At 72.1% G+C, this 25,155-nt stretch carries 19 protein-coding genes; 4 read left to right on the top strand and 15 right to left on the bottom strand.

Translation table 11 applies throughout. The features are described from left to right. Nucleotide 1: 1 nt before the first annotated feature. The 5 genes from CPH93_RS01955 to CPH93_RS01935 form a co-directional block, all read right to left on the bottom strand. Complete coding sequence (locus tag CPH93_RS01955) at nt 2-1,921, bottom strand: non-ribosomal peptide synthetase (RefSeq protein WP_096211732.1); 1,920 nt, start codon at nt 1,919-1,921, stop codon at nt 2-4. Next, a complete protein-coding gene (locus CPH93_RS01950; RefSeq protein WP_096211731.1) occupies nt 1,918-5,106 on the bottom strand; it encodes a non-ribosomal peptide synthetase in 3,189 nt (1,062 codons plus the stop codon). Before CPH93_RS01950 ends, CPH93_RS01955 begins: the two co-directional genes overlap by 4 nt. 143 nt (nt 5,107-5,249) lie before the next feature. Next, entirely contained in the window at nt 5,250-6,545 is a 1,296-nt protein-coding gene (locus CPH93_RS01945; RefSeq protein WP_096211730.1) for a non-ribosomal peptide synthetase, read from the bottom strand. A gap of 101 nt (nt 6,546-6,646) precedes the next feature. Next, entirely contained in the window at nt 6,647-7,957 is a 1,311-nt protein-coding gene (locus CPH93_RS01940) for an MFS transporter (RefSeq protein ID WP_231977146.1), read from the bottom strand. A 366-nt stretch (nt 7,958-8,323) separates the two neighbouring features. Further along, nucleotides 8,324-8,899: a TetR/AcrR family transcriptional regulator gene (locus CPH93_RS01935; protein WP_096211728.1), complete on the bottom strand. Its 576-nt coding sequence runs from the start codon at nt 8,897-8,899 to the stop codon at nt 8,324-8,326. Nucleotides 8,900-8,991: 92 nt separating this feature from the next. Here CPH93_RS01935 and CPH93_RS01930 point away from each other — a divergent pair, with 92 nt between their 5' ends. Continuing rightward, nucleotides 8,992-10,131 carry an agmatine deiminase family protein gene (locus CPH93_RS01930; RefSeq protein WP_096211727.1) on the top strand — a complete coding sequence of 380 codons (1,140 nt, stop codon included), beginning with the start codon at nt 8,992-8,994 and terminating at the stop codon, nt 10,129-10,131. 55 nt (nt 10,132-10,186) lie between these two features. On the opposite strand, the gene CPH93_RS01925 is transcribed toward CPH93_RS01930, so the two are convergent. The 4 genes from CPH93_RS01925 to CPH93_RS01910 are packed head-to-tail and all read right to left on the bottom strand — an operon-like array spanning nt 10,187 to nt 15,744. Then, nucleotides 10,187-11,008 carry a class I SAM-dependent methyltransferase gene (locus tag CPH93_RS01925; protein ID WP_096211726.1) on the bottom strand — a complete coding sequence of 274 codons (822 nt, stop codon included), beginning with the start codon at nt 11,006-11,008 and terminating at the stop codon, nt 10,187-10,189. 22 nt (nt 11,009-11,030) lie between these two features. Then, entirely contained in the window at nt 11,031-12,362 is a 1,332-nt protein-coding gene (locus CPH93_RS01920; protein WP_096211725.1) for an MFS transporter, read from the bottom strand. Beyond that, a complete protein-coding gene (locus CPH93_RS01915) occupies nt 12,359-14,374 on the bottom strand; it encodes a PEP/pyruvate-binding domain-containing protein (protein WP_096211724.1) in 2,016 nt (671 codons plus the stop codon). The genes CPH93_RS01920 and CPH93_RS01915 overlap by 4 nt, the downstream gene beginning before the upstream one ends. After that, nucleotides 14,371-15,744, bottom strand: coding sequence for an ATP-grasp domain-containing protein (locus tag CPH93_RS01910; protein WP_096211723.1), 1,374 nt, complete (start codon nt 15,742-15,744; stop codon nt 14,371-14,373). The genes CPH93_RS01915 and CPH93_RS01910 overlap by 4 nt, the downstream gene beginning before the upstream one ends. Nucleotides 15,745-16,082: 338 nt before the next feature. On the opposite strand from CPH93_RS01910, the gene CPH93_RS01905 reads away from it, so the two are divergent. Continuing rightward, nucleotides 16,083-17,366 carry a helix-turn-helix domain-containing protein gene (locus CPH93_RS01905; RefSeq protein ID WP_096211722.1) on the top strand — a complete coding sequence of 428 codons (1,284 nt, stop codon included), beginning with the start codon at nt 16,083-16,085 and terminating at the stop codon, nt 17,364-17,366. A gap of 194 nt (nt 17,367-17,560) precedes the next feature. Then, entirely contained in the window at nt 17,561-17,971 is a 411-nt protein-coding gene (locus CPH93_RS01900) for a hypothetical protein (RefSeq protein WP_093487821.1), read from the top strand. Nucleotides 17,972-18,110: 139 nt separating this feature from the next. Here the strand turns inward: CPH93_RS01900 and CPH93_RS01895 are convergent, their stop codons facing one another. The 4 genes from CPH93_RS01895 to CPH93_RS01880 form a co-directional block, all read right to left on the bottom strand. Further along, on the bottom strand, nt 18,111-18,476 hold the full coding sequence (locus tag CPH93_RS01895; protein WP_096211721.1) for a hypothetical protein: 366 nt from the start codon (nt 18,474-18,476) through the stop codon (nt 18,111-18,113). A gap of 269 nt (nt 18,477-18,745) precedes the next feature. After that, nucleotides 18,746-19,621, bottom strand: coding sequence for an HpcH/HpaI aldolase/citrate lyase family protein (locus tag CPH93_RS01890; RefSeq protein ID WP_093487825.1), 876 nt, complete (start codon nt 19,619-19,621; stop codon nt 18,746-18,748). Nucleotides 19,622-19,626: 5 nt separating this feature from the next. After that, nucleotides 19,627-20,700, bottom strand: a complete 1,074-nt coding sequence (locus CPH93_RS01885) for an HpcH/HpaI aldolase/citrate lyase family protein (protein WP_096211720.1) — start codon at nt 20,698-20,700, stop codon at nt 19,627-19,629. Nucleotides 20,701-20,926: 226 nt separating this feature from the next. Further along, nucleotides 20,927-22,228 carry a glycoside hydrolase family 55 protein gene (locus tag CPH93_RS01880; RefSeq protein WP_231977145.1) on the bottom strand — a complete coding sequence of 434 codons (1,302 nt, stop codon included), beginning with the start codon at nt 22,226-22,228 and terminating at the stop codon, nt 20,927-20,929. 39 nt (nt 22,229-22,267) lie between these two features. On the opposite strand from CPH93_RS01880, the gene CPH93_RS01875 reads away from it, so the two are divergent. Next, nucleotides 22,268-22,999 carry a CDP-alcohol phosphatidyltransferase family protein gene (locus CPH93_RS01875; protein WP_096211719.1) on the top strand — a complete coding sequence of 244 codons (732 nt, stop codon included), beginning with the start codon at nt 22,268-22,270 and terminating at the stop codon, nt 22,997-22,999. Between the two features lie 93 nt (nt 23,000-23,092). Here the strand turns inward: CPH93_RS01875 and CPH93_RS01870 are convergent, their stop codons facing one another. Together CPH93_RS01870 and CPH93_RS01865 are read right to left on the bottom strand one after the other, a co-directional pair. Next, complete coding sequence (locus CPH93_RS01870; protein WP_040901940.1) at nt 23,093-23,521, bottom strand: adenylyltransferase/cytidyltransferase family protein; 429 nt, start codon at nt 23,519-23,521, stop codon at nt 23,093-23,095. A 22-nt stretch (nt 23,522-23,543) separates the two neighbouring features. Continuing rightward, on the bottom strand, nt 23,544-25,082 hold the full coding sequence (locus CPH93_RS01865; RefSeq protein WP_231977144.1) for a fibronectin type III domain-containing protein: 1,539 nt from the start codon (nt 25,080-25,082) through the stop codon (nt 23,544-23,546). Nucleotides 25,083-25,155 lie beyond the last annotated feature (73 nt).

Here is a 25,155-nt window from a genome sequence, read left to right as displayed (position 1 = left end):
CTCAGGCTCCCGCCGCCTGCTGCCGGGCGCGGCGCTCGTCGATGAGCCGTGCCACGGCACGCAGGTCCGGCTGGCGGAGCAGCTCGGGGGCGCGCAGCCGTACCCCGCTCTCCTTCTGGATGACGGTCAGCAGCCGGGCGGCGATGATCGACGTGCCGCCGGCCTCGGTGAAGTTGTCCGTCAGCGAGGTCTCGGGGCGGGCCAGCAGATCGCGCACGGCGGTCAGCAGAAGCTGTTCGCCGGGGGTGGCGCCGGCGTCCGGTGCGGCGGCGGTGGTGCCGGCGTCCGGGCGGGCGTCGGCGTCGGCCGCCGCCTGCCGGGTCAGCTTGGCGCGGTCCACCTTGCCGTTGGCGTCCAGCGGGAAGGCGTCCACGATCCGTACGTCCGAGGGCACGGCCTGTTCGGGCAGCCAGGTCCGCAGGGCGGGCAGCAGGGACTCCGCCGTGGGGGCGGCACCGGCGGCCGGCCGGACGTACGCCACCAGCCGGGTGCGGCCGTCGGCGGTACGCGGCGCGGTGACGACGGCGCTCAGCACCGCCGGGTCCTGCTCGAACGCGGCCGCCACCTCCGCCGGTTCGATCCGGACCCCGCTGATCTTGACCTGGTCGTCCAGCCGGCCGAGGAACTCCAGCTGACCGCCGTCGACCATGCGCACCCGGTCCCCGGTGCGGTACAGCCGCTCCACTCCCGGCAGACCGAGGCTCTCGGGCACCGCGGTGAAGCGGCGCGCGGTCAGTTCGGGATCCAGATAGCCCAGTGCCAGACCGCTGCCGCCGATGCGGAGTTCGCCCTCCGTGCCCTGCGGGACCGGCCGGCCGTCGGCGTCGGTGACGACCACGGTCACGCCCGGGAGGGGGCGCCCGATCGGCGGCGCGGAATCCGTGCCCGCCCCGGGGTCGGTGCCCTGCATGGAGTACACGGTCGAGGCCACGGTGGCCTCGGCCGGCCCGTAGGCATTGTGGACGGTGGCGGTCACGTCCGCGCCGGGCCGGCGGTGCATCCGGTCCCCGCCCACCATCAGATGACGCAGTTTCAGGTCCGCGGGCCAGGGCAGCTCCAGCAGCGGCTCGGCCATCGGGGTGGCCGCGACACCCACCGTCACCCCGGCCTCGCGCCACCAGTCGGCCAGCACCGCCGGGTCCCAGCGGACCTCGTCCGGCGCGGGGACCAGCGCCGCCCCGGAGGTCAGCCCGGCCCACAGCTCCATCAGATGCGGGTCGAAGGCGACGCCGATCAGCAGGGACTGCCGGTCACCCGGGGCGAGACCGGTCGTGGTGCGGTACCAGTCCAGCATCCTGCCCAGCGCCGGCTCGCCGACCGCCACCGCCTTGGGACGGCCGGTGGAGCCGGAGGTCAGCACGGCGTAGAACGCCTCGGGGGGCGCGGAACGGGCCGGCCCGGCGGGCGGCGCGAAGGCCGCCACGACCCGGGCGGCCGCATTGGCGCCCGCATCGGGCAGCGCCAGGTCCCGCAGCTCGGCCGCCCGGTGCCGGGGCGGCAGGAAGGCGGGGTCGCCGATCAGGCAGACGACGTTCAGGTCGTCGGTGACGGCGGCGGTACGGCGCTCACCGGGGCGGGGGCCGAGCGGCAGATACACCGCACCGAGCCGGGCGAGCGCGACGGCGGTCACCACGAGGGCGGCCGAACGGTCGAGGCAGACGCCGACCAGGTCCCCGGGCCGTACCCGGTCGCGCAGCGCGGCCGCGACCTCATCGGCGGCGGCGCCGATCTGCCCGTACGTCCAGTGGTGCGGCCCGTCGACCACGGCGGGCGCCTGCGGGGTGCGCCGGGCCCACTCCTCGAAGCGGGCGAGCACCCCGATGTCGGCGCCGGTGGCGGGCGCGGCGCCGCGGGCGATGCTGAGCGGCCGGCCGTCCGGGGTGTGCGGGGCGGTGGCCGGGGCGGTCATCGGCTGGGTCATCGGGACTCCGTCACGGGGGTCGAAGCGGCGGAAGCGGGGACGGCGGCGGTGCCGACGGCGCGCAGCGCACGGGCCTGGTCGGCCAGCACCGGGTTCTGGAAGAGCAGCCGCAGCGGCGGACGCTTGCCCAGCCGCGGTTCGAGCCAGGCGGCCAGCTCCGCGGCGAGCAGCGAATGGCCGCCGGACCGGAAGAAGTCCGAGGACTCGTCGAAGCGGTGGTGGCCCAGCGCCGCGGACCAGCCCTCGGCCAGCAGTGCCGTCAACGGATCGGACGGCACCTGCGGTTGGCCGCGATCGCTCGCCACGGCGGGCGCGGCCGGCTCCAGCGCGGCGGCCCGGCGGGTGAGCGCGGTGCGGTCCGGTTTGCCGCCCGCCAGCCTCGGCATGGTGTCCAGCACGGCCCAGCGGCCCGGGACCAGGGCGCTCGGCAGCCGGCTGCTCAGCTCCGTGTGCAGCGCCTGCTCGTCCCACGGGGCACGTTCGTCGGCGCTCTCCAGGAAGCCGACCAGCCGGGGCCCGCCCGCGGCCTCGCGGTCCAGCACGACGGCGCAGGACCGGCCGCCGAGCACGGCCGAGGCGGCCGCCTCGACCTCTTCCAGCTCGATGCGGTAGCCCCGCAGCTTGATCTGGTGGTCGCGGCGGCCCAGGAAGTACAGCAGCCCGTCGCGGCCGCGGTAGCCGAGGTCGCCGGTGAGGTAGACCCGCTCGCCGCCGAGGGCCTCGACGGGGACGAACCGTGCGGCGGTGGCCTCGGGGTTGCCGACGTACCCCTCGGCCAACCCGGCGCCGGCGATGGCCAGTTCACCGACCGCGCCGTCGGGCAGCGGCCGGTGGTGGGCGTCCAGGACATGGATCCGCTCGCCGGGCAGTTCGGTGCCCAGCGGGATCTCCGCCCCGTCGGCGAGGCCCTCCCGGGTGATCTCGTGGACGGTGGAGCTGATGGCTGCTTCCGTGACGCCGTAGACGTTGAGCACGGTGCTGTCGGTGTCCGCCAGGAACGCGCGCAGCACATCCGCCGGGAGCCGTTCCCCGCCGAGCACCAGCAGCCGCGGCGCCCAGTGGCCGTCGCGGAGGGCGGGGCGCAGCTCCTCGCGGGTGGCGAGGAAGTAACTGGTCGGCAGGTTGGCCACGGTGACCCGGGCGGCGACCAGGAGGGCGGCCAGCTCGGCGCCGGTCGGCACCTCACGGTCGGGGGTGACCAGGCACGCCCCGGCGTACAGCGACGGCAGCACCTCTTCGAGGGCCACGTCGAACGACGGCTGGGCGAAGAGCAGCACCCGGTCGCCCGGCGCCAGCCCGAACCGCCCGGCCGCTCCGGTCAGATGGTTCTCCAGCGCCGCCCGGCCCACGGCCACGGGCTTGGGTATGCCGGTCGATCCGGAGGTGTGGATGATGTACGCGGCCCCGGGCACCACCTCCGCCGCATGGGCAGCAGGCAGCACCTCGGCGTCGACCGTGGCCGTCGGCAGACCGTCCGGCACCGTGACGGGAGCCTGGGCCGAGGTCAGGACCAGCGCCGGAGCCAGCCGGCTCAGCAGCAGCTCCAGCCGGGCCGGCGGGTCGGACGGCGACAGCGGGCAGTACACCGCCCGGGTCCGCAGACAGGCCAGCAGCGTCACGACGGAGTCGGCACCGCGCGGCAGCACCGCGGCCACCGGCTGACCGGCGGTCACTCCGGCCGCCCGCATCCGCTCCGCGAGCGAGGTCACCCGCTCGTCGAGATCGCCGTAGGTGAGCCGGCGGGCGCCGGTCAACAGCGCGGGCAGGGACGGGTCATGGGCGGTGGCGGGGTCCAGCGGGTCGTGCGCCGACGGCTGCGGCGCGGGTGCCGGAAGGGCCGGCGGTACGGGCGGCAGCGCCAGGTCCGCGAGGGCCGTGCCGGGCGCGTCGAGATACGCCCGCAGCAGCTCCAGGAACCGTCCGGCGAGCAGCTTCGCCACGTCCTCGCCGAACATGTCGGCGTCGTAGTCCCACACCAGCGTCATCCCCGGCGCACCGTGCCGGGGACCGACGCCGCGCCGGTCGTCCGGCAGCAGCACCACGTCCAAGTCGAACCGGGTGGTGCCGGTGTTGAAGCCCTCGAACAGGGTGATGTCCAGGCCGGGGACCTCGATCTCCGGGAGCTCGGCGTCGTGTGCGCTGAACATGACGCTGAACAGGGGGTTGTCGGCGCCCGAGGTGTGCAGGCCGAGGGCGCGGGTCAGCTCCTGGATCGGCACCTCCTGGTGCGGCAGCGCACGGAAGAGGGTGTCGGTCACCTCGTCCATGGACTCCTCGGCCGGGGCGGCCGGGTCCAGCCGGAGCGGGAGCGGGATGGTGTTGACGAACATGCCCACCGCGTCCTCGAAACCGCGCGGGCGGTTGCCGACCGCGGTGCCCACCACCATCTGGGCCCGGCCGCTGTGCCGGCGCAGCAGCTCGGCGAAGAGCCCGAGGAGCGTGGCGAACGGCGTCAGACCACGGTCCCGGGCGTGCGCCCGCAGCCGCTCGGCCAGATCCGCACCGATCGACTGCCGCAGCTGCCCGCCGTGGTGGCGGCGCCGGGAGCCGGGCCGGGTCAGACCGGGCAGCGGCATGTCATAGGACAGCTCGCGCAGTTCACCGGTCCAGAACTCCAGCCCGTCGCGCCGCTCCGCGCTCACCTCGTCGGTGGACCGGGCACGGACGTGGTCGGCGTACGAGGACGCGGGCGGCAGCTGTACCGGCTCGCCCAGGACGTGGCCCCGGTAGACGGTGAACACGTCCCGCAGCAGGATCGCGAACGAGTGCCCGTCGTGGATCAGATGGTGTTCGACGTGGATGAGCCGGTGCCGGTCGTCCCCCAGCCGGACCAGCGTCCAGCGCAGCAGCGGCGCCTCGTACGTGTCGAGCGGGGTCTCCGCCTCGGTGCGCAGCAGCTCCTGGAAGGCGGTCTCCGGGTCCGCCGCCCCGCTCAGGTCCACCGTGCGCAGCCGCGGGGCACAGCTCTCGGCGACCCGCTGACCGGGCATCGCCCCGGCGACGGCGACGAGTTCCAGCCGCAGCCCGGCGTGCCGGTCGAGTGTGGCGGCGAGACCGCGGCGCAGCGCGTCGACGTCGAGCGTGCCCCACAGATCGAGGGCGGCGGTGAAGTTGTAGGCGCGGCTGCCCGGTTGCACCTGTTCGTGCAGCCAGACGATCTCCTGCGAGGAGGAGAGCGGAAGCATGGGCGATCCCTGAGGTTGTCGGGTCGGTGTTCTCCGGCCGGGGCTCGGTCGGGCCCGGCCTGTGTGCGCGGACCGGGCCGCGGGTTGCGCGGCGGGTCCGGCGGAGTGGTGTGACGTAGAAGGGGGCGGTGCCCCGGGGCGGATCAGCCGGCCGTCGGGGCCGGGCTCCGCAGTGCATCGGCGAGTGCCGCGAAGGCCTGCTCGGCGGTGGGATCGGGGAGGATCGCCCGGTCCCACACCATGCGCAGCTGCAGCTCGGCTCCCTGGGTGACGGAGACCGCGAACGGACCGCGTACCGCCCTGCCGTCGATATGGATCTCACGGCCCGTCACCCCGGCCAGGCACAGCGGGGGATGGCGCCGGGCGTCGTCCACGGTGAGCAGGCCGTCGAGCCGGCCGCTCCAGCCGGAGCCGGCCGCCCGGGCGGCGTGCACCACGGCGTCGAAAGGGGTGGCTGCCTGGTCCAGGTCGTCCCACCAGGCATCGGCCGTCGTGCCCGCGTCGGGCTGCTGCCCGGTCGCGGTGGGGAAGACCACGGTGTTCAGGAAGCAGCCCAGCACCGGCGCGGCACCGGGCGGGCGGCCGCCCCACGGGTAGCCGACCGGCACCACATGGCCGCTTCCGTACAGTGCCGTCGCGGCCGCCCGGCAGGCGTCGAGCAGTGCGGGGAACGGCACCCCGTCGGCGGATGCGGGCAGCCGCACGGTGGCCGAGCCGCTCGGCAGCGTGCCGGCGGGCAGCGGCGCCGACTGCGGCGCCGGGGACTGTTCGCGCACCGCGCGCAGCCGTTCGCCCCAGTACGTCATCGCCTCCGGCGAGCCCGCGCGCTCCTCCGCGGCGAGCTGAAGCAGGACGGCGTCCCGGTAGGCGGTCAGTTCGGCCGCGGCCTCGGCGGGCGAGGGTCCCTCGGCACCGGTGCCCTGGTCGTAGGCGGCGCCGAGTTCTCCGGCCAGCCGGGCCAACGACTGCCCGTCGCACGCGAGATGGTCCAGGACGACGGCGAGCACCTCCTCGGTGCCTTCCGGGCCGTCCGGCACCAGGAACAGCCGCAGCGGTGCGCCCTGTGCGCTCCACCCTTCAAGGGCGCGCCGCAGCACGGTGGCCGCGTCCTCGCCGGGCGCACACGCGAGCTGGACCACGGGGATCTGCGGCTGCTCCAGTCGCAGCGCGGGGGTGCCGCGCACCACGGTGGGCAGCGACCGCAGCACGGGGTGCAGGGCGGCGAGACGGTTCGCGGCCGCCGCGAGGCGCTCCGGGTCGACCGTGCCGCGCGGGAAGGCGAAGAACATCGGCACGAGATCCGGCCGCCCGGCGGGGTCCATGGCACGCACCAGCGCAAAGCGACGCTGGGCACCTGTGACGGGCAGCAGGACCGGAGCCCCCTGCCCGGTGTCGAGTCGCCGGAAGCGGGCCAGATACTGGCTCGTGATGCTGGGCACCGTGATCCTCTGTGTCGTGGCGGACGCGCATCGCCGGAGCGCGATGCGGGTGGAACGGCCGTGCAAGGGGGGAGGGGGAGAGAGCGAGCCGGCGTCGGCGGTCAGCCGAGCGAGGCGGCTTCGGGCGCGTCCGCGGAGCCGGGACGGGCGGTGTCCTCGTCCGGGCCGGTGGCGGGCAGGTCCCGCATCCGGCGCAGCGGGGACAGCAGCAGCGGCAGCGGGACGGCCAGGAAGCCGGCCGCGCACCACGCCAGCGCCGTACGGGCGCCGAAGGCATCGGCCAGCGCACCGCCGGCCAGGGCCCCGAGCGGCAGGGTGCCCCACATCAAGAACCGCAGAGTGGCGTTCATCCGGCCGAGCAGCCGGGGCGGGCACAGGGCCTGACGGAAGCTCACCTGCGCGACGTTGTAGACCACGGCGCCGAAGAAGACCACGCCGGAGCCGATCGCGAAGAGCACGGCTCCCGCACCCCGCCCGGACAGCGGCCAGAGCACCGCGAACGGGCCGGTGACCAGCGCGGACAGCCAGATGAGCCGGGCCTGGCCGAGCCGGGCGGCGAGCCGGCCCGCGCACAGCGCGCCGGCCAGCCCGCCCAGTGCGGAGGCGGACAGCACCAGGCCGACCACCCCGGGCGCCAGCCCGAGCACCCGGACCAGGAAGACGGACTGGGTGGCCATCAGCGTCGCGGTGAAGAAGTTTCCCAGCCCGGTGGTGAACGCGATCACCCGCAGCAGGCGGTGCCCGAAGACGAACCGCAGTCCCTCGCCGATGTCCTTGCGCAGCGAGGCACCCGGTGCGGGCCGGGGGCGGTCCTCGGGCTGCCGGATGGCCCACAGGAACAGCGCGGAGAGTGCATAGCCGGCCGCGTCGGCGGCGATGGCCAGGGCGGCCCCGAGCAGCTGGACGAGACCGCCGCCGAGCCCGGGGCCCGCCACCTGTGCCGTGGAACGGATCGTCTCCAGCGCCCCGTTGCCCGAGACCAGTTGGTCCTTGGGCAGCAGCTGGGGCAGGTAGCTCTGGTGGGCCACGTCGAAGAACACCGTGGCCACGCCGGTGACCAGCGCGACGAGGTAGAGCTGCGCCATCGTCAGCACACCGGCGACACCGGCCAGCGGGATGCTGGCCATCGCCACGGCGCGCACCACATCGGCCCGGATCATCAGCGGCAGCTTGCGCATCCGGTCGACCCACGCTCCTGCCGGCAGCCCGACCAGCAGGAATGCGGCGGTCTCGGCGGCCGTGAGCAACCCCACCTGGAAGGCGGGGGCGTTGAGCTGCAGCACCGCGACGAGCGGCAGGGCGACCAGGGTGACCTGGGCGCCGAGCTGTCCGGCCGCGGCGCCGGCGAGCAGAAGACGGAAGTCGCGGATGCGCAGCGGACCGCTGGCCGCGGGTCGGGGTATGGCGGACATGCGAAGGACCATGGCTGAACGGTCGATCAGCGGTCAAAACCCGATGCACACTTTCGGTCGCTTTTCTTCACGAATTCCCTACCAAGACAGAAAATTCTTCATCAGATCCTGGCGTCGACCGGATGGCCTTTCTGAGTCGCACCCATCGTGAGGTGCGATCTTGCCGCGTACGCCGGGCGCATCGGAGGGGTCGCATACAGAGAGTGACCTGTCGAAATCAGACCGAAAACAGTCGCCGATGTCCGCTTATTGACCGAAGCAGTCGGTTCACCCGCTATGGCGTCCGACGTGGCAACCGCCTGATGTGAGGGCCCGGGGCAGGCGGCTCGGGCCGGACCGAGCCGCGCCGCGACGGGGTCGCGCGGGTCAGGCCGGCCCGAGCTCCGCCTGTACGGCGCCGCGCACCAGCTCATGGGTGCGCTCCAGCGTGGTGGTGCCGCTCAGCCAGCGCTCGCTCAACCCCTCGACCAGCGCGGAGAGCCGCTCGGCCGCCGCTTGCGGGTCGGCCCCCGGGGCGGCCGTACCGGCGGCCTGGGCCCGGCGGATCAGATCGGCGAGGTCGTCGGTCCACTCGCGGGTCGCGTCGGCCAGCAACTCCCGCAGATCCGGGTCGAAGACGGCGGTCGCCCGCAGCTCACCCCAGGCCGCGCTGTTCTCCCTGACCTGGGGGACGTCCTGGAACTCCAGCAGCAGCATCTCGGTCAGCTGGGACAGCGGGGCGTCGGAGGCGTCCAGGGCGGCGTCGGTGTAGCGGACCGCACGCCGGTTGATGAACTCCAGCGTGCGCCGCAGCAGTCCGGCGCGGCCCTTGAAGTGGTAGTAGATCAGCGCGGTCGAGACGCCGGCCTCCGCGGAAACCTCCTCGACGCGCAGCCCGCGCACACCGCGCCGGGCGATCAGCCGGGCGGCGGCTTCGAGGATCTGGGTGGGGCGGTCCGGCATCGAAGGCTCCCGGGTGCGAGAAATCCACTGTGGCTCGGGTCCGATCATGCCTTACGCTGGATTTGACTAAAATTTCAGTCAGGAGGCTCATCGTGCAGATATCACGACGTCAGACCCTGCAAACGGCGGCCGCCGCCGCGCTCGGCGGGGCACTGACCGCCTGCGGCAGCAAGGACGGCGCCCGGTCGGCGCCCCGCACGGACCACGCGGTCACCGCGGCCGCGCGGACGGCCGGCCGCCGGCGGCTGCCCGAGGAGACCCATCCGCACGCCGCGACGTACATGGCCTGGCCCACCCGGCAGATCTGGGGGCCGGCCGCGGCCGGTGTCCGCGACGACATCGCCCGTATCGCACGGGCCATCGCCGAGTTCGAGCCGGTGACCCTGCTGGCCAACGAGCGAGACGTGCAGGCGGCCCGGCGGGCGTGCGGGTTCGGGGTGGAGGTGCTCCCGACTCCGGTGGACGACCTGTGGATGCGCGACAGCGGACCGGTCTTCGTCCTCGGACCCGACGGCGTCGCCGGCGTCGACCTCAACTTCAACGGCTGGGGGAACAAGCAGGAGCACGGCCGGGACCGGCACGTCTCCCGCGCGCTCCTCGGCCACGAGGGCATCACCAGGATCAAGGCGTCGATCACCGCCGAAGGCGGAGCGCTGGAGACCGACGGCCGGGGCACCCTGCTGGCGACCGAGAGTTCCCTGGTCAACGGCAACCGCAACCGCGGCAGGTCGCGCGCGGACATCGAGCGGGCGCTCAAGGACCTGTTCGGCGTCACCAGGGTGATCTGGGTGAAGGGCGTCAAGGGCAAGGACATCACCGACTACCACATCGACGCGCTGGCCCGGTTCGCCGCACCGGGCGTCGTCGTCATGAGCACACCGGCCGCCGGTGCCCCGCGGACCGCCTTCACCGCCGCCTACGAACAGGCCCGCACGGTCATCGAGGGGTCCGTCGACGCCCGGGGGAGGCGGCTGGAGGTCGTCGAGCTGCCCGAGCCCTTGCACATCGGCCGCCACGGAGACGGGTTCCTGGCCTGCTATGTGAACTACTACGTGGCCAACGGGGCCGTCATCATGCCCTGTTACGGCGACAAGAAGGCCGACAGCAGGGCTGCGGCCACCGTCCGGGACCTCTACCCGGGGCGGAAGGTCGTCCAACTGCCGCTCGACCACCTCGGCGAGGGCGGCGGCGGAATCCACTGCGCCACCCAGCAACGCCCCGAGGCCGGCTGAAGCCACCGCGCGGGCCCCCGCGGCCCGTATGCAGTTCTCGGATCGGGTACCCCGGTCAGCTGTGCCGGTCCGGGGCGGCCCGGTCGGTCCGCCACCCCCACGCGGTGAGCATCCCGGGGGAGAGGGCGGCGCCCTCGGGCGAGGCCAGCTCGTGCCGGGCCCGCTCGATCTGTGCCTCGTCCACCCGCCCCGTCGCCAGCATGGCGTCCCGTGTCCGGTCCCAGGTGTCGGCCCAGAAGCGGCTGAGGGGACTGCCCGGCACCAGCGGGGGAGCGTGCAGCTCTGCGCCGACCCGGAACAGCCCCTCCTCCTTCAGGAGGTAGGGGTAGTCCGGCACCCAGGAGATGTCCGTGCCGATGGTCTCCCGGAGCGCCTGCCACATCGCGCGCATGACCGTCGTGTACGGAGTGGCCGGCGCGCCGGCGCTCGTCAGGTCCACGGCGTCGCTCAGCACCAGCACACCATCGGGCGCGACCAGGGAGGCCAGCGTGGCGACCATGCGGCGCCAGCAGCGCAGATGCATCAGCACGAACCGCGCATGGACCAGCTGGAAGCGGCCGGGATCGAAGTCCGGCGCGGTGATGTCGGCGGTCAGTGCCGACAGCCCCGGTGTGTCCCCGGCGGCGAGGAACCGGGTGTCGCGGTCCACCGCGAGGACCGTCTCGACGCCGGCCGACTCCAGCAGCCACCGGGCGAGGGTGCCGGTACCCGCGCCGACGTCCAGGCAGTGCCAGCCGGGGCCGGCCCCCAGCGCCGTCAACCGGGCGGCGCTCACCTCGTCATAGGCGAGCGCCCCCAGATCGATGCGGCCGGCCTCGCCGGTCGCCTCCGGGCGGAACAGGCCCTCGCCGTACCGCCCGGACTCCGTACCCGGCACGTCCCCAGTATGACGGTGCCGGTCAGGGGTTTCCTGCTGTGGTGACCAGCTCCGGCGCCGGCTCCGCGTCCGGCGGGTTGCGCCGCCGTCCCGGGGCGCGCCGCAGGATCAGCTGGAGGACGACCATCACCACGCCGGTCACCAGCGCGCTGTGCCACAGCAGCGCATCCAGCCGGCCCGCCGAGAGGTACGCTCCCGCGGCCACCGCCGCCAGCGCACACACCGCCCGGTCCACGATGCTCTCCACCGACAGCAGCGTGGCCCGCGGTGCACCCGCCGGGATCGCGTCGTTCACCAGCTTGCGCTGGAGCGGATACGCGAAGCCGGTGACCGCGGCGAACACACACAGCAGCGCGATCACGGTCCAGGGCCCGCCGAGGGTGCTGCCGGCGAGCGCCGCCGCCATCGCGAGGCTGAGCAGCGACACCCAGGCCACCGGCGACAGCCGCGAACCCAGCCACTGCGGACGGGCCGAGGCCACCGCCTCCGCGACGGTCATCGCGGCCAGCACCCCACCGTGCGAGCCCTCCGGGATGCCGTGGTCCAGCAGTATCGGCTGGAAGAGATTGACCTGGCAGATACGGGAGAGCGTGAAGACGGCGACGCCTTGCAGCATGAGCAGGCCGAGCCACGGGGTGGCCCACACACAGCGCAGCGCCTTGGTGGCATCGCGCAGGAAGGCGAGCCCGTCGCGCGGTGTCCCCTTGGCGCGCGCCCGGCCGCCCGTACGCGCCGTGGCCTGCCGCGGCAGTACCACGGCGCAGACCAGCGACCCCGCCGCGCTCGCCGCACTGAGGACGTACGGCGCGGGATGCGCCAGGGCCATCAGCGGACCGACCAGCGGCCAGCACAGCACCTTCGCCGCCAGCCCCAGGGCCCGCGCCTGCCCCTCGGCCTTCAGGTAGTGCTCCCCGGCGCCCTCGGCCGCCAGGCCGTCGTACAGATAGGCGCTGGCGGCGCCGGAGGTCAGCGAGCGGCCGGCCGCGATCGCCAGGAAGTGCACCAGGAATCCGGTGTAGCTGGGGGAGAGGACCGGGGCCAGGTTCGCCGCCGTCATCACGACCGCACCGGCCCGCAGACAGTTGCGGGCACCGATACGGTCGGCCACCATCCCGGTCGGGATCTCGAAGAGGCAGAACGCGACGTAGTAGATGCTCTGGATGCCGAAGATCTGCCCGTCGTTCAGGCCCGCCTCGCGCTGGTAGGCGTAGAAGACCGGCATCCACCACAACAGGTTGAACAGCAGTTGGAAGCCGTTGTTGAGCCCGATGATCCGGCGGGCCCGCGGGGTCAGGGACGGACGGCCGGCCCGCGGCCCACGGGCACCGCGCAGACCGGCGAAGTAGCCGGTCACAGGGCGTAGGGGCGGATCTGGACCAGGCGGAAGTCCCCCTGATCGGTCATCAGCCACTCGATGTCCAGCGGATGGTCCACATCGGCGTCGCTGAAGTGGGACTGGAGCAGCCGTCCGGCCAGGGCCAGCTGGGCCAGCCGGTCCCGGGTGCCGTCGGGCAGGTCCCGGCCGGTCGAGCCCAGCGCGACGGTACGGCCGCCGCCCTCGACCGTGTTGTACAGGTACTGCAGCGGCAGCGTCGTGCCGTCGACGACCGTCTCCGGTGAGCCGGGGGAGCAGTTGAGGTAGACGTTGCGGAAGTCCTCGCGCCGGGTCGGGTTGCAGGTCACCAGGACACCGCCGAGGTCCGCCGGCACGTACTGCTGGATGATCACGCCCATATAGGTGTCGTCGAGGGAGATGCCCGCCTGGTGGCGCAGCCGCACACTGCGCGGCGACAGCAGCGAGGCCCACACCTGCCGTACCGCGTCGAGGAGTTCCTCCGCCCCGTGGACGGTGGTGATCGAGTCGTAGACCCCGGCCGCGGAGAACCCGGGCAGGTCCTCCGCGTTGGAGGACGAGCGGATCACCAGCCGGCTGCCGGCGGCGGGACCGTCGGGCAGCGCCAGGGTGATCTGCCGGGTCACGTCCTCGGGCATGGGGGTGTTGCGGATGAGGTGCTGCAGATGCAGGCAGAGCGAGTCCAGTACGTCGACGGCGTCGAGTTCGAGGGCCATCTTGAGCTTGCCGAGGCCCTGTTGCACGGCCGGCGAGGACGTCAGAAAGCGGTGCTGGAGGGCGAAGGGGAGGGCGATCCCCTGAGGTGCCGCGATCACCTGGCTCACGAAGTCGGCCGCCGCCGCCCGCAGTTCACCGTCAACGGTCGCCCCGGGGACGCCGAGGCGGGCCGCGAGGTGGCCGTAGAGGTGGGCGCGCGGCGGCCGCGGCTGCCCGTAGAAGGCGGTGAGGTCGGCGCTGCGACTGTCGAGGACGTGATGGAGCTCGCCGAGGTTGGCGGCCTTGGTGCCGTACCGGTCGTGGTCGGCGCGGCGCAGCCGGTGCAGGGCCAGCGCGGGGACGTCCTCCAGGAGCGGCGGTTCCATCCGGATGCGCTGCTGGTGCCAGGTCGGGGCGTCCAGGGCCGGGGCGTGCGCCAGCGGGACCAGGCTGATCTCGTCGTCCTGCACCCGGTAGCGGATCCAGGCGCCGTCCAGACCGTCCTTCTCGACGAGGCGGTCCAGGTCGCGGACGATCGCGTTGGGGATGCCCCAGCCGGAGGCCAGCACATTGGTGTGCGACAGCGGGGTACCGGGCGCGGTGTTGAGGAAGCCCGCCACCCGCGGGACGTCGTCCGGCAGACAGGGCATGGCCACGATGTCGGACCAGCCGAGGTCGCCGACCACGGCCGCGTACTCCTCCGGGGTCCGGAAGTACCGCAGCCGGCCGACGGCCTCGCCGGGGTTGAGCGGCGTGCGGGTGCGGTTGCCGAAGAGCTCGTGCCCCAGGATCCGGGGCACCCGTACGTCGCTGATCGCGGCGAGTTCGTGCTCCTGCCCGTGGTTCGCCGGCTTCAGCAGCAGCGGCAGCCGGCCGTCGACCCGGTGGCGGACGAAGGTGTAGAACTCCTCCAGCAGCAGGCCGTTCATGGTGTCGGCCTCGGTCGTCTCCAGCACGAGGAACGGCCGCTCCCGGCCCTCGGCGTCCTCGTCGGTGTGCAGGGAGAGCACGCCCAGCAGGAACCGTCGCTCGGGATCCATGTAGACCGAGGCGTTGAACGCGTCCAGCCCGGAGTCCAGGTCCGCCAGGTCCATCCCGAGCACCCGGGTGGCGATGTAGTTGACGTGGAAGGGGTGGACGGCGGTGTCGAGCAGATGCCAGGTGTTCTCCGTACGGTCCACCACGACCTTGAGGTAGGGGTGGCCGGCCAGGACGCCGGAGAGGGTGCGGAACAGCGGCAGCGAGAGGTTCTCACCGATGACGGTGCGGTCGGTGACGGGCCCCGGGGCGCCCGAGGGCAGGAGAGTGGTGGTCACGACTGCGCCTCCATGATGCCGTCCGTGGGCAGGACCTTCGGCAGGGCGTCCACCAGGGTTCGGAAGTCGTGGAGCACGGTCTCCGGGTCGGTGGCGGACAGCAGACACAGCGCCGCCATCGTGTTGGCACCCGCGGCCGGGTCGTACACCGGCACCGGGGCCCCGTCCGGCAGCGAGTTCTCGGCGACCACGGACAGATGACTGCCGACGCTGAGCGGCACGGCGTCCCGCACCGTCGGGAAGTCCCAGACCCGCTGGTCCGGCCAGGCCTCACCGGCACCGTCGACGGCCAGGACCACCAGCGAGCCGGCCGCGCCGCGCGCCTCCTGCGGGGTGCGGACCTCGGCGGGCCAGGAAACGGGACGCCCCAGGAGGTGGTCGGTGAGCATCCCGATGAGGTCCAGGCCGAAGACCTCCTCGATCTGCGGCACGGTCATCGCCCCGCCGAACCGGGCCGCGGTCTCGATCACCCACATCTGCCCGTCCGCTCCGAGCTTGATCTCGGTGTGCGTACCGCAGGTGTGCAGCCCCAGCGCGTCGACGGCCTCGCGGGCCAGGTCCACGATGCGCCGCTGGGCGTCGTCCGGCAGCGCCGCGGGGGTGATCCCGGCGCGCTCGGTGAACGGCTCCACGGTCGGCATCCGCCCGCTGAGACAGACCGGGCGGAAGTCGCCGTCCACGACGACGCCTTCGACGCTGACGTAGTCGCCCCAGCCCTCCTGGTCGAACCAGTCCGCCGCGGTGCCCGGCACGATCTCCTCGACGAGGAAGTCCGCCCCGGCACCGGCGACATGGAGCTCGGCATACCCCAACTGCGCCGATTCGGCCATCACTTCCCGTGCCCGCTCCCAGGCCGCGGGCACCTCGTCGGGCGCCCGCAGGGTGCGGTGCGCGGTCGAACCGGCGCTCCAGGCGGCCTTCAGCAGCAGCGGGAAGCGCAGCGCGCCGGCCGCGTCCTGCAGATCCCGCTCCGTGGCGACGGGCCGGAACCGGGGCTGGGATATGCCCCGCTCCTCCCAGGTGCGCCGCATCATCCGCTTGTCGCGGGCCAGGGCACAGGAGGTGCCCGCCCCGGCGAGGCCGAGCTTCTCGCAGGCCTCGGCGACCGCGACGACCGCGTACTCGGAGAACGTGACGACCGCATCCGCGCCGACGGCCTGGGCCCGGGAGACGATCAGGGACACCAGATCGCGCCGCTCCGCTTCGGAGGGGCTCAGCAACGAGTCGCACAGCCGGTCCACCGACGCGGCCATGGTGGGCGGGAGCGCGCTGAGCGCCAGCAGGTGCACTGCCGACCGTGCGGCGACCCGTGACAGGGCATACCCCAAGGGCGGTCCACCCTTGGCATATACGAACAGCACCTTGCTCACTGGAATCCGACTCCTCTTCATCTGCATACGGGCAGGAACCATCGGCGACTGAAGGCGCCCGGACCACGTCGTCCGCACACCGCCTCCAAGCGAAGCAGCCGTGCGGGACCTGCTTCCCCGGATCGGGCCACAACCGCTCAGGCAAACGCCAGAGTTGCGGATATGGTCGGTTCGCCGTGAAGGTTTCGTGATGCCGTAGGGCGGCCCATGTGGCACACCGTTGCCCGGCCACCGCGAGATCGGCCGAGAACCAGGCATGCCACACAACGCTGAGGGATACGCATGGCGATGACGCGCCGTGCGAATCCGTTGAACTCTTCCTTGCAGAGGGGCCCGTCGTGGACGAGACCAGTCTGAAGTCGCTGCTCGAAAACCTGCCGGTGTCCTGGTGGGAAGCCGACCGCGAATTACGGGTGATCGACAGCGGCGGTGGGGCCTTCGATGACACCAGCACGGCCCAGCGCTTTCTCGACACCGTGCGCAAAGAGCACCCCGAGCCCGCCGCACCCCCTGGAACAAGCCATTGGCAGGCCCAGTTCGACGGCCGCCTCTTCGATGTGAACTGGCCCCTCGGCGTGCCCCGGCAGGGCCGCTCCCGCGGGCTGGCCGTGGAGGTCGGTCCGCGTACGGCCGACCCCCGCCGCTACGATGCCTTCGCCGACCTCGCGCCCGCTGCGGCCTTCATCCGGGACGCGAACGGGCGCTACCTCTGGACCAACCACGCCTACGCCCATGTGTACGGCACCACCCCGGAACACATCATCGGCAGGTCCGTCACCGACGTCGACGGCCCCGACGACGCAGCGCAGGTCCTCGCCCTGGACCGGGAGGTGCTCGCCCGCGGCAAACCCGTGCGGCACACCCTCACTTACCACCGCTTCGACGGCGGCAGCGGGCAGGCGGCGGGCCACCGCTTCCCCGTCCTGGAAGGCGGCCAGACCTGTGTCGCCGGCATCTACATCGACATCAGCGACTACACCCGGGCCCTGCACCAGCGCCGCGAGGCCGAGGAGAGCCTGCATGCGCTGCGCGACCACAGCGGACTGCCCTGCGCCCTGATATCGGCGGGCGGACGCATCCGGCAGGCCAGCGCGGCGGCCGCCGAACTGCTGCAGACCCGGCTCTCGGACCTCGTCGGCCGCCGGGCGCACACGGTGCTGGCGCCCGCCCCGGAATTAACCGGGCTGCGGCGCAGCTGGCACGACCTGATCGCGCGCCGCAGCCGGCGGATCCAGACCTCCGCCCTGTTCGTGGACGCCCGCGGCCGTCAGCGTCGCGCCCGGCTGCACCTCACGTCGGTGGGCTGGAGCGCGGACCGGGCCAGAAACGTCTGGGCGGTCGTCACCCACCAGGGCATCGCGCACGAGGCCCGCCCTCCGCTGACGGCCACTCAGGTACGCCTGCTGTCCCTGCTGGCCGCCGGCCACAGCAACGCGGAGATCGCCACCTTCCTGCACCTCTCCCGGCAGACCGTCGACTACCACCTCAGCCGGCTGCGGGACCTGCTGGACGCCCCGACCCGACCCGCTCTCGTCGCGCGCGCCTATGTCCTGGGCATCCTCGCCCCGCAGACCTGGCCACCCCGCTCGGCGACGGCCTGCCATCCGCACAGCGTCACCTGACGGGCGCACCGGGCGGCCGGAGGCGGTCTCCCGGACCCGCGCGGACAGCCGCGCGACGTGTTGGGCCACCCGGCTGATTGTGGGCGGCGGGCGTTTTGTTCCCGCGGGTTGAACGACGTTCCCAGGCGCCGACGGCAGCACGATACGTCTGGCACCGGACGGACGCGGAGGCGAGGAGCGACGTGAGAAGAATCGTGCAGGCAGGAACCATCGTCGGGGCATGCGGGCTGATGTTGTTCGGTGGCGGGGCGGCGCACGCCGCGACCATCCCGGGCGACTCACTGCTCTCGGCCCTGGCGGACGCCGATCTCGGCACCGTCACCGGCACGGTCAACGGGGTGGTCTGCAACAACCGCCTCGGCCAGATCCACTTCAGGTCGCCGGTGCTCGCCTCGCCCCACGCCTGTGTCAACGGGCCCGTAAACAGCGGCAACAGCCTGCACAGCGGCAACTTCATCAACCACGGGAACCCGAACAACAGCGGCAATCTCTCCAACACCAACGGGAACACCAACAGCGCCGACTCCGTCACCGGCGCCGCGACGGGCAGCAACAACAACGTGCAGCGGGTCATCGGAGGCCTCGGCGGTCTCTTCCACCACTGACCCGGATACGGCGCCGGCGGACCGTACCGTCCGGAGCGGCCGCACGCGCGCCCGGCGGACACCGCCGGGCGCGCATCGTTGCGACACCTGCCCCCACGAGCCCCGGAAGAACCGGAGCCCGTGGGGGCTCAGCGTGCGGTCACAGCTTCTGCTCTCCGTCGCTGCCGAGGTGCTGCTGGTTGTTGCCGCTCTTCGTCGCGGTACCGGTCGTACCGCCCGTGTCCGAGTTGGTGTTCGCGTTGGTGTTGGTGGGGCTGCCGCTGTTGCTGACCGTGCCGTAGACATGCACGTTCTGCGCCTTTCTGGGGTTCCCGCTCAGCACCGGCCCGTTGATACAGAATCTGGCCCGGTGGCCGCAGTGGAACTTGGCGTCGAAGCGGGCGACGGTGTTGCTGTTGGAGACCCCGTCTCCGCCGGACCCGGCCCAGGCCGGGGCCCCGCCGGCGGCCAGGAGCAGACCGCAGGCTCCTGCAATCACGGTGTGGACGCGTGCCGTGTTCTTCACTGTGTGCTCCTGCACCTCATGGTTGGTACCCGGGGATCTTGCTATCCCGGATGCCCCGAACCACCAGGGCCGAGCAACCTCTGCCACCGGTATTCACCCTGTCCGATGAGAATATTCACCGTGACGGCCCTTCGGGCCTGCCCGGGGACCGGAAGGGCCGGGGACCGGCGTCACCACAGCGCCGGCCCCCGGCCCCGCCCCCTCCCCGGGTACCTCCAACTGACCTGCCACCGACAAAATCTGACGATTCGTCGGATCAGCTGGAGGAGCTATGCGCGACCGGCGACCGCCGCCGCGAGGGCGAGGATCCGGCGGGCGTCCTCGACATGCAGGTTCTCGATCAGCCGGCCGTCGACGGTGACCACCCCGCGTCCCTCGCGGGTGGCCTCCTCGAACGCGTCGATGATCCGCTGCGCGCGGGTGACCTGCTCCGGCGACGGGGCGAACACCTCGTTGCACGGTGCGACCTGCGACGGGTGGATGAGCGTCTTCCCGTCGAAACCGAACTGCCGCCCCTGCACACACTCGGCCTCGAAGCCCTCGGCGTCCTTCACATCGTTGTAGACGCCGTCCAGGATCACCTTGCCGCTCTCCCGCGCCGCCAGCAGCGCCAGCGACAGCCCGGTCAGCAGCGGAGCCCGGCCGGGGACGTGCTCGGCGTGCAGCTCCTTGGCCAGGTCGTTGGTGCCCATCACCAGGACGGTGAGCCGCTCGCTCGCGGCGGCCACCGCACGGGCGTCCAGCATCGCGCGCGGCGTCTCGACCATGGCCCAGATGGCCGTACGGTCCGGAGCACCGGCGGCCTCCAGGGCACGCTCGACGGCGCGCACGGTATCGGCGGACTCCACCTTGGGCACGACCACCGCGTCCGGACCGGCCTCGGCGGCGGCCCGCAGATCGTCGTCGTGCCAGGCGGTGCCCGGTGCGTTGACCCGGATCGTCAGCTCGCGGAAGCCGTACTCCCCCGAGGCCGCGGCGGCCGCCACCCGCTTGCGGGCCTCGGCCTTCGCATCGGGGGCGACGGCGTCCTCCAGGTCGAGGATGAGCGCATCGGCGGGGAGGGACTTGGCCTTCTCCAGGGCGCGTTCATTGGCACCGGGCATGTAGAGCACGGAGCGGCGCGGTCGCAGGATCGCGTCGGACATCGGTATTACTCCTCGTTCTGCCGGGACTCGGCCGCCGCGTAGGCGTCACGCAGTTCGGGGTCGCGGGCCGCGAGGGCCTCCGCGAGCTCGACGACCACCTGGCACTGCTTGTACGTCGCGTCGTCCTGCATCTTGCCGTCGATCATCACCGCGCCGGTGCCGTCGCCCATGGCCTCGATGACCTTGCGGGCCCAGGCGACATCGGCGGGCGCGGGCGAGAAGACCTTCTTGGCGATGCCGATCTGCACCGGGTGCAGGCTCCAGGCGCCGACACAGCCGAGCAGGAAGGCGTTGCGGAACTGGTCCTCGCAGGCCGTGGTGTCCTTGATGTCACCGAACGGCCCGTAGTACGGCAGGATGCCGTGCGCCGCACAGGCGTCGACCATGCGCGCCAGGGTGTAGTGCCACAGGTCCTGCTGGAAGGTGGCCCGCGGGGCGGCGCCGTCCGCGCCGTGCGGGTCCTCGCGGACCAGATAGCCGGGGTGTCCGCCGCCGACCCGGGTGGTCTTCATCCGGCGGCTGGCGGCCAGGTCGGCGGGGCCGAGCGAAATGCCCTGCATCCGGGGGCTGGCGCCGGCGATCTCCTCGACATTGGCGACGCCGGTCGCGGTCTCCAGAATGGCGTGCACCAGGATCGGCCGCCGGACCTGTGCCTTCGCCTCCAGCTGGGCGAGCAGCCGGTCGACGTAGTGGATGTCCTCGGCGCCCTCCACCTTCGGCACCATGATGACGTCCAGCTTGTCGCCGATCTCGGTGACCAGCGTCAGCAGGTCGTCCAGCGCCCACGGCGAGTCCAGGCTGTTGATCCGGGTCCACAGCTGGGTGTCGCCGAAGTCGGTGGCCTTGGCGATCTTCACCAGGCCCGACCTGGCCGCTTCCTTGCGGTCGGCGGCGACCGCGTCCTCCAGGTTGCCCAGCAGTACGTCCACGGCGGGCGCGATGGCCGGCACCTTCGCGGCCATCTTCTCGTTGCCCGGGTCGAAGAAGTGGATCATCCGGGACGGCCGGAACGGTACCTCGCGTACCGGTGTCGGCGCCCCGACGGCCAGCGGGCGGAAGAAATCCTTCGGAGAGCGCATGCAGTCTCCCTGGTCGGCTCACAGGACGGGGCCGCCACCGGGTGCCCGGCGGCGCCATTCGGGCCTCACTCTAGGCCCGCACGGCGCCTACGCTACTGGCCAGTACGTGTGCCGTTGATCACCGTCGGCAATCGGGGCGCCGGGCGCGCCGGGGCCGATTCGGGGCGTTCCGGGGCGGGTCGGGCGCGGGCTCCTCGCGCGTCGGACCCCGCCCGCCCCGGAACGCTCAGGGCCCCACGCAGTCGACGAAGCGCACCCGGTCGCCCGAGCCGGCGATGAAGTCCTGCGGGGAGTGATTGCGCAAGCGGCACATGTCGTAGCGCGCCCGGGGACCCGCTCCGCCGGTGCCGTCCGGCTCGTAGGAGTGCCGCCCGGACAGCTGGCACGAGTCGTAGCGCACCAGCGGGCCCTGCCCGCCGATGCGGTAGCGATGGGGGCGGCTGTCCTGGGCGAACGGCTTGAAGGCGTTCGCGGTGTCGTCACAGTCGTTGAAGTGCACCGTTCCGCTGTCCCAGGCGCAGTCGATCACGACGGTGTCCGGGGTGCGTACCTCGAAGCGGATGTCCTCGGCGTGGAAGCGCTGGACGGAGTCGTGGTGCGGGCCGCGCGGGAAGCGGAAGAACGTGCTGGTGCGTCCGTAGTCGGGGGAGTGCTCCGGGCGGCTGCCGGTGACGATGTAGGAGCCGCCCCGGCAGGTGATGGAGCCGCCGTAGGGGAACTCCAGGAAGTTGCCCCAGGAGTACTCGACCTTCATGTCGTTGAACCAGTAGTTGAGGAACTGGTCCTGCTGCTTGCGGCTCAGCGAGTTCTGCGACAGCCCGGAGTACAGGAACGCCTTGCGGTACGCGCCGCCCACCCGGCAGGCGTCCCAGCGCATCTCCGAGTTGGTGTTGCTGCCGTCGAGCGCGACCCCGTAGGTCCACTCGCCGGTCCACTCGCACTCGGTGAAGCGGTAGTCCTGCGCCTGACCGGTCGAGTACGAGTAGAAGAACGAGGCGCCGGGGGTGCCGCAGGCGAAGCCGAGCTGCTCGAACATCACATTGGCCCAGCTGTCCTCGTTGCGGCACAGATAGGCGTCCTCGGCCCGTTGCGGCGCGAAGATCAGCTGGGTCATGCGCTTGCCGGCCCCGCGGAACCGTAATCCGTTCGCCTTGAGCTTTCCCCGCTGGGCGTTGAGCAGCGCGTTGGGCGCACGGATGAGGTAGGTGCCGGCCGGTATGTCGATCACCGTCCGGCCGATGTGGTCCCACACCCGGCCGGCCGCGTAGGAGTACGCACGGGCGAACGCCCGGCTGTCGTCGGTGCGTCCGTCACCCTTGGCCCCGCAGTCCGCCACCACATCGACGACGTCCCCGCCCTTCGGCTTGTGGCCGGTGACCACGGGAGGCTTGGCGTCGTCGGAGCTCTGCCGGCCGGCAGGCGACGCCGCATCGCACCCGGAGAGGGCGCCGGCCAATGCGGCGGCCGTGCCCGCCAGCAGTGTCCGGCGGGTGGCGCCACCGGTTGACGGAGAGGTCCTGCCTGCCATGATGTTGCTCCTTCGGGGGTCCATTCATCAGGTGGGGATATGAGCCAGTTCGGTTATGCGATCAGACAGCTGTCGGCGGCCCAGAAATCCGCGAAGGGGGTGTCCCTGTACTCGCGCTATGTGAACCGGCCGGCCGGCCGGATACTGGCCGCCGCGGGCTTCAGTATGAAACTGACGCCGAATCAAGTCACCATGATCAGCGGGGTTTTCACCTTCGCCGGCGTGGTCATGATTGCGGTGCTGCGTCCCTCGCCCGCCGCGGCCCTCGGCATTTTCGCGGCGTTGGTCATCGGATTCGCGCTCGATTCGGCCGATGGGCAGCTCGCCCGGCTGACCGGAACCGGAAGTGCCGCGGGGGAGTGGCTGGACCATGTGGTCGACTGCGCGAAGATGCTGGCCCTCCACATGGCCGTACTCCTCTCGTTCTACCGTTACTTCGGATTCTCCGACCCTCGGTATCTGTTCCTCCCCATCGCGTTCCAGTTCACCGCGGTGATGGTCTTCTTCGGCGGCATTCTCACCGAACAGCTCAAGCGCGCCGAACGGCTCAGGATCCCGGCGGACGGACCGGCGCCCGCGGCGCCCGCCTCCACGCTGCGGTCCGTCGCCCTGCTGCCGGTCGACTACGGCGTCTTCTGCGCGGTCTTCCTGCTGTTCGGCAGCCGGGAGGTGTTCGTGGCGCTGTACTGCGCGCTGCTCGCCGCCCATGTGCTCTTCATGGTGGCGTTCCTGGTCAAGTGGTACCGCGAATTGTCCGCCCCCGGCCGCTGACGGGCGGGGACGGACGATCCACGGGACGGACGATCCCTCGGGCGGCCGGCCTGATGCGCCGGCCCGGACGATGTGCCGGGCCGACGCGTCAGCTCACGCCGAATCCGCGAGCCCGTCAAGCACCTTGCGCAACAAGGAACTCGACGTGTGCACGGTGTAGGGGAAATAGATCACATCGACCCCGACCGTCGCGAAGTCCCGTTCGAGCTTGTCGCCCTTGGCCGTGCCCCGCCAGTCGTCGCCCTTGAAAATGACGTCGAACCGCACCTGCTGCCAGGTCTCCAATTTGTCCGGCACCGTCTCGACGAACGCCGCGTCCACGAACCGGACACTGCGAACGATCTCCAGCCGCTCGGTGAGCGGAATAACCGGTGCCTTTCCCTTGGCCTGGGCCGCCATTTCGTCCGAGACCACACCGGCCACCAGATAGTCGCACTGGCTTTTGGCGTGCCGGAGAATGTTCAGGTGCCCGACGTGGAAAAGGTCGTAGACCCCGGGCGCATAACCTACTCGGTGTGTCATTTACCCCCCACTCGGCAGACGGTCAGTTCCTGGCCGTCACATAGACCGGGCCGTTGCGTCCCGAGACATTGGTGCCGTCGGTGACCTCGATCGAATAACGGTGCTGGGACCCCGGATCCACGGTGTCCGTGTAGCTCATCTCGGGCCGGTTCCAGTACCGCGAATCCTGGCTGACCGAGGTCAGATACACACCGTCACGGTAGATCTTGTAGGTCAGGACGCCGTTGTCCCGGTCCCACGAGGCCTTCCACTTCAGCGTGATCTGCCCCCGGGACCCGCTCGCGCCGCTGAGCAGCGGCACCTGCGGCGCCCCCGTGTCCGGGCCGGCCGCGAACCGGGTCAGGCCCTGCTGCGGGGCGTCGTTGACGGTGGTGAACTCGCCGCCCGCCCACAGGATGCCGTCCGCCATGGTCATCGTCCGCGGGCCGATCTGCTCGCCGATCCCGTCGTTGGTGTCCGGGAACCACGGCAGGATCGTCTTGTCCGAGATCGACTGCGCCAGGAAGTGCTGGCGGTTGTTGATGTCGGTGAATCCGCCCGGGGTGTTGGAGCAGTCGTGCGCATGCGAGCCGCTGTAGAGGACGCCCTTGTACGGCAGCACGGTCTGGGTGGCACCCAGGCAGGTGTCCTTCCAGATCTGCGCGCCGTCCGACAGCCGGCCGGCGATCCGGCCGTCGAAGACCCCGCCGCCGGTGCCCTCGGCACCCACATAGAAGTTGGTGCCGTCGTTGGCGAGCGCCTTGACCGCCGAGCGGTTGGGGATCCAGCCGGTGAAGGGGTCGACGACCCTGCCGGTGGTGGCATCGAGCCCGGCCAGCGCGTGCACGCCGAACAGGCTGCCGTTCACCGAGGTGAACCGGCCACCGATGATGACCTTGTTGAGCTTGGGCACGACCGTGAGGGCGTTGACCGCCGGCGTCGGGTCGTTGGAGACCGACGAACCGCGGATCGTCGCCTTGAACGGCAGCAGCGTGCCGTTCGGCCGCAGCGCGGCGACCCGCTCGCGGGTCTGCCCCTGGACCGTGCCGAACCCGCCGCCGATGTACACCGAGTCGGGAGTCACGTCGATGGCGCGTACGGTCGAGCTGACCGTCGGTTTCCAGTCCGCACCGATGGAGCAGTCGGCCGTGTTGAGGGTGGCCGTGTTGGACCGGCCCACCCCACCGGCCTTCCCGAACGAGCCCCCGATGTAGATCATCGAGCCGTCGGGCGAGGCCTTCATGGCCCGGACCGTGCCCGTCCCGCCGGTGAACGCCGGGGCGCACGGCAGCGGGTCACCCGTCTTGGCGTCGAACGCCGCGAAGTTGGTACGGGCGAGATCATGGGTTCCGGGGACGGCGCCCGGTGGCCGAATGTGGCTGAAGGTGCCGCCCACGTAGACGATCCCCTTGGCATAGGCCATGGACCACACGATGCCGTCGGTCTGCCAGGTGCTCAGCGGATCGGCGGTCAAGGTGGTCTCGCCGGTGGCCTGAGCGGGCCCGGCGGCAAGCGCGGCCGACGCGGTGCCCAGCACCGCGGCGGCGAGCAAGAGATGGGCTGATTTGTTTCTTGGGCGCACAGGTCCCCCCTGGAAGCATGGCGCGATTGGAATTGTCAGGATAGGGAGCGGGAACCAGACGCGTTCTGTGCGG

The sequence above is a fragment of the Streptomyces sp. 2323.1 genome, assembly GCF_900221035.1.
Lineage (GTDB): Bacteria > Actinomycetota > Actinomycetes > Streptomycetales > Streptomycetaceae > Streptomyces > Streptomyces sioyaensis.
Note: the sequence above shows the minus strand (reverse complement) of the source record. Positions and strands in the feature narration are given on the sequence as shown.

Excerpts from the sequence above, each read along its gene's own strand:
- CPH93_RS01955 (WP_096211732.1), bottom strand. The coding sequence starts at position 1,921 with ATGACCCAGCCGATGACCGCCCCGGCCACCGCCCCGCACACCCCGGAC.
- CPH93_RS01950 (WP_096211731.1), bottom strand. The coding sequence starts at position 5,106 with ATGCTTCCGCTCTCCTCCTCGCAGGAGATCGTCTGGCTGCACGAACAG.
- CPH93_RS01940 (WP_231977146.1), bottom strand. The coding sequence starts at position 7,957 with ATGTCCGCCATACCCCGACCCGCGGCCAGCGGTCCGCTGCGCATCCGC.
- CPH93_RS01935 (WP_096211728.1), bottom strand. The coding sequence starts at position 8,899 with ATGCCGGACCGCCCCACCCAGATCCTCGAAGCCGCCGCCCGGCTGATC.
- CPH93_RS01890 (WP_093487825.1), bottom strand. The coding sequence starts at position 19,621 with ATGTCCGACGCGATCCTGCGACCGCGCCGCTCCGTGCTCTACATGCCC.
- CPH93_RS01885 (WP_096211720.1), bottom strand. The coding sequence starts at position 20,700 with ATGCGCTCTCCGAAGGATTTCTTCCGCCCGCTGGCCGTCGGGGCGCCG.
- CPH93_RS01880 (WP_231977145.1), bottom strand. The coding sequence starts at position 22,228 with ATGGCAGGCAGGACCTCTCCGTCAACCGGTGGCGCCACCCGCCGGACA.
- CPH93_RS01875 (WP_096211719.1), top strand. The coding sequence starts at position 22,268 with ATGAGCCAGTTCGGTTATGCGATCAGACAGCTGTCGGCGGCCCAGAAA.
- CPH93_RS01870 (WP_040901940.1), bottom strand. The coding sequence starts at position 23,521 with ATGACACACCGAGTAGGTTATGCGCCCGGGGTCTACGACCTTTTCCAC.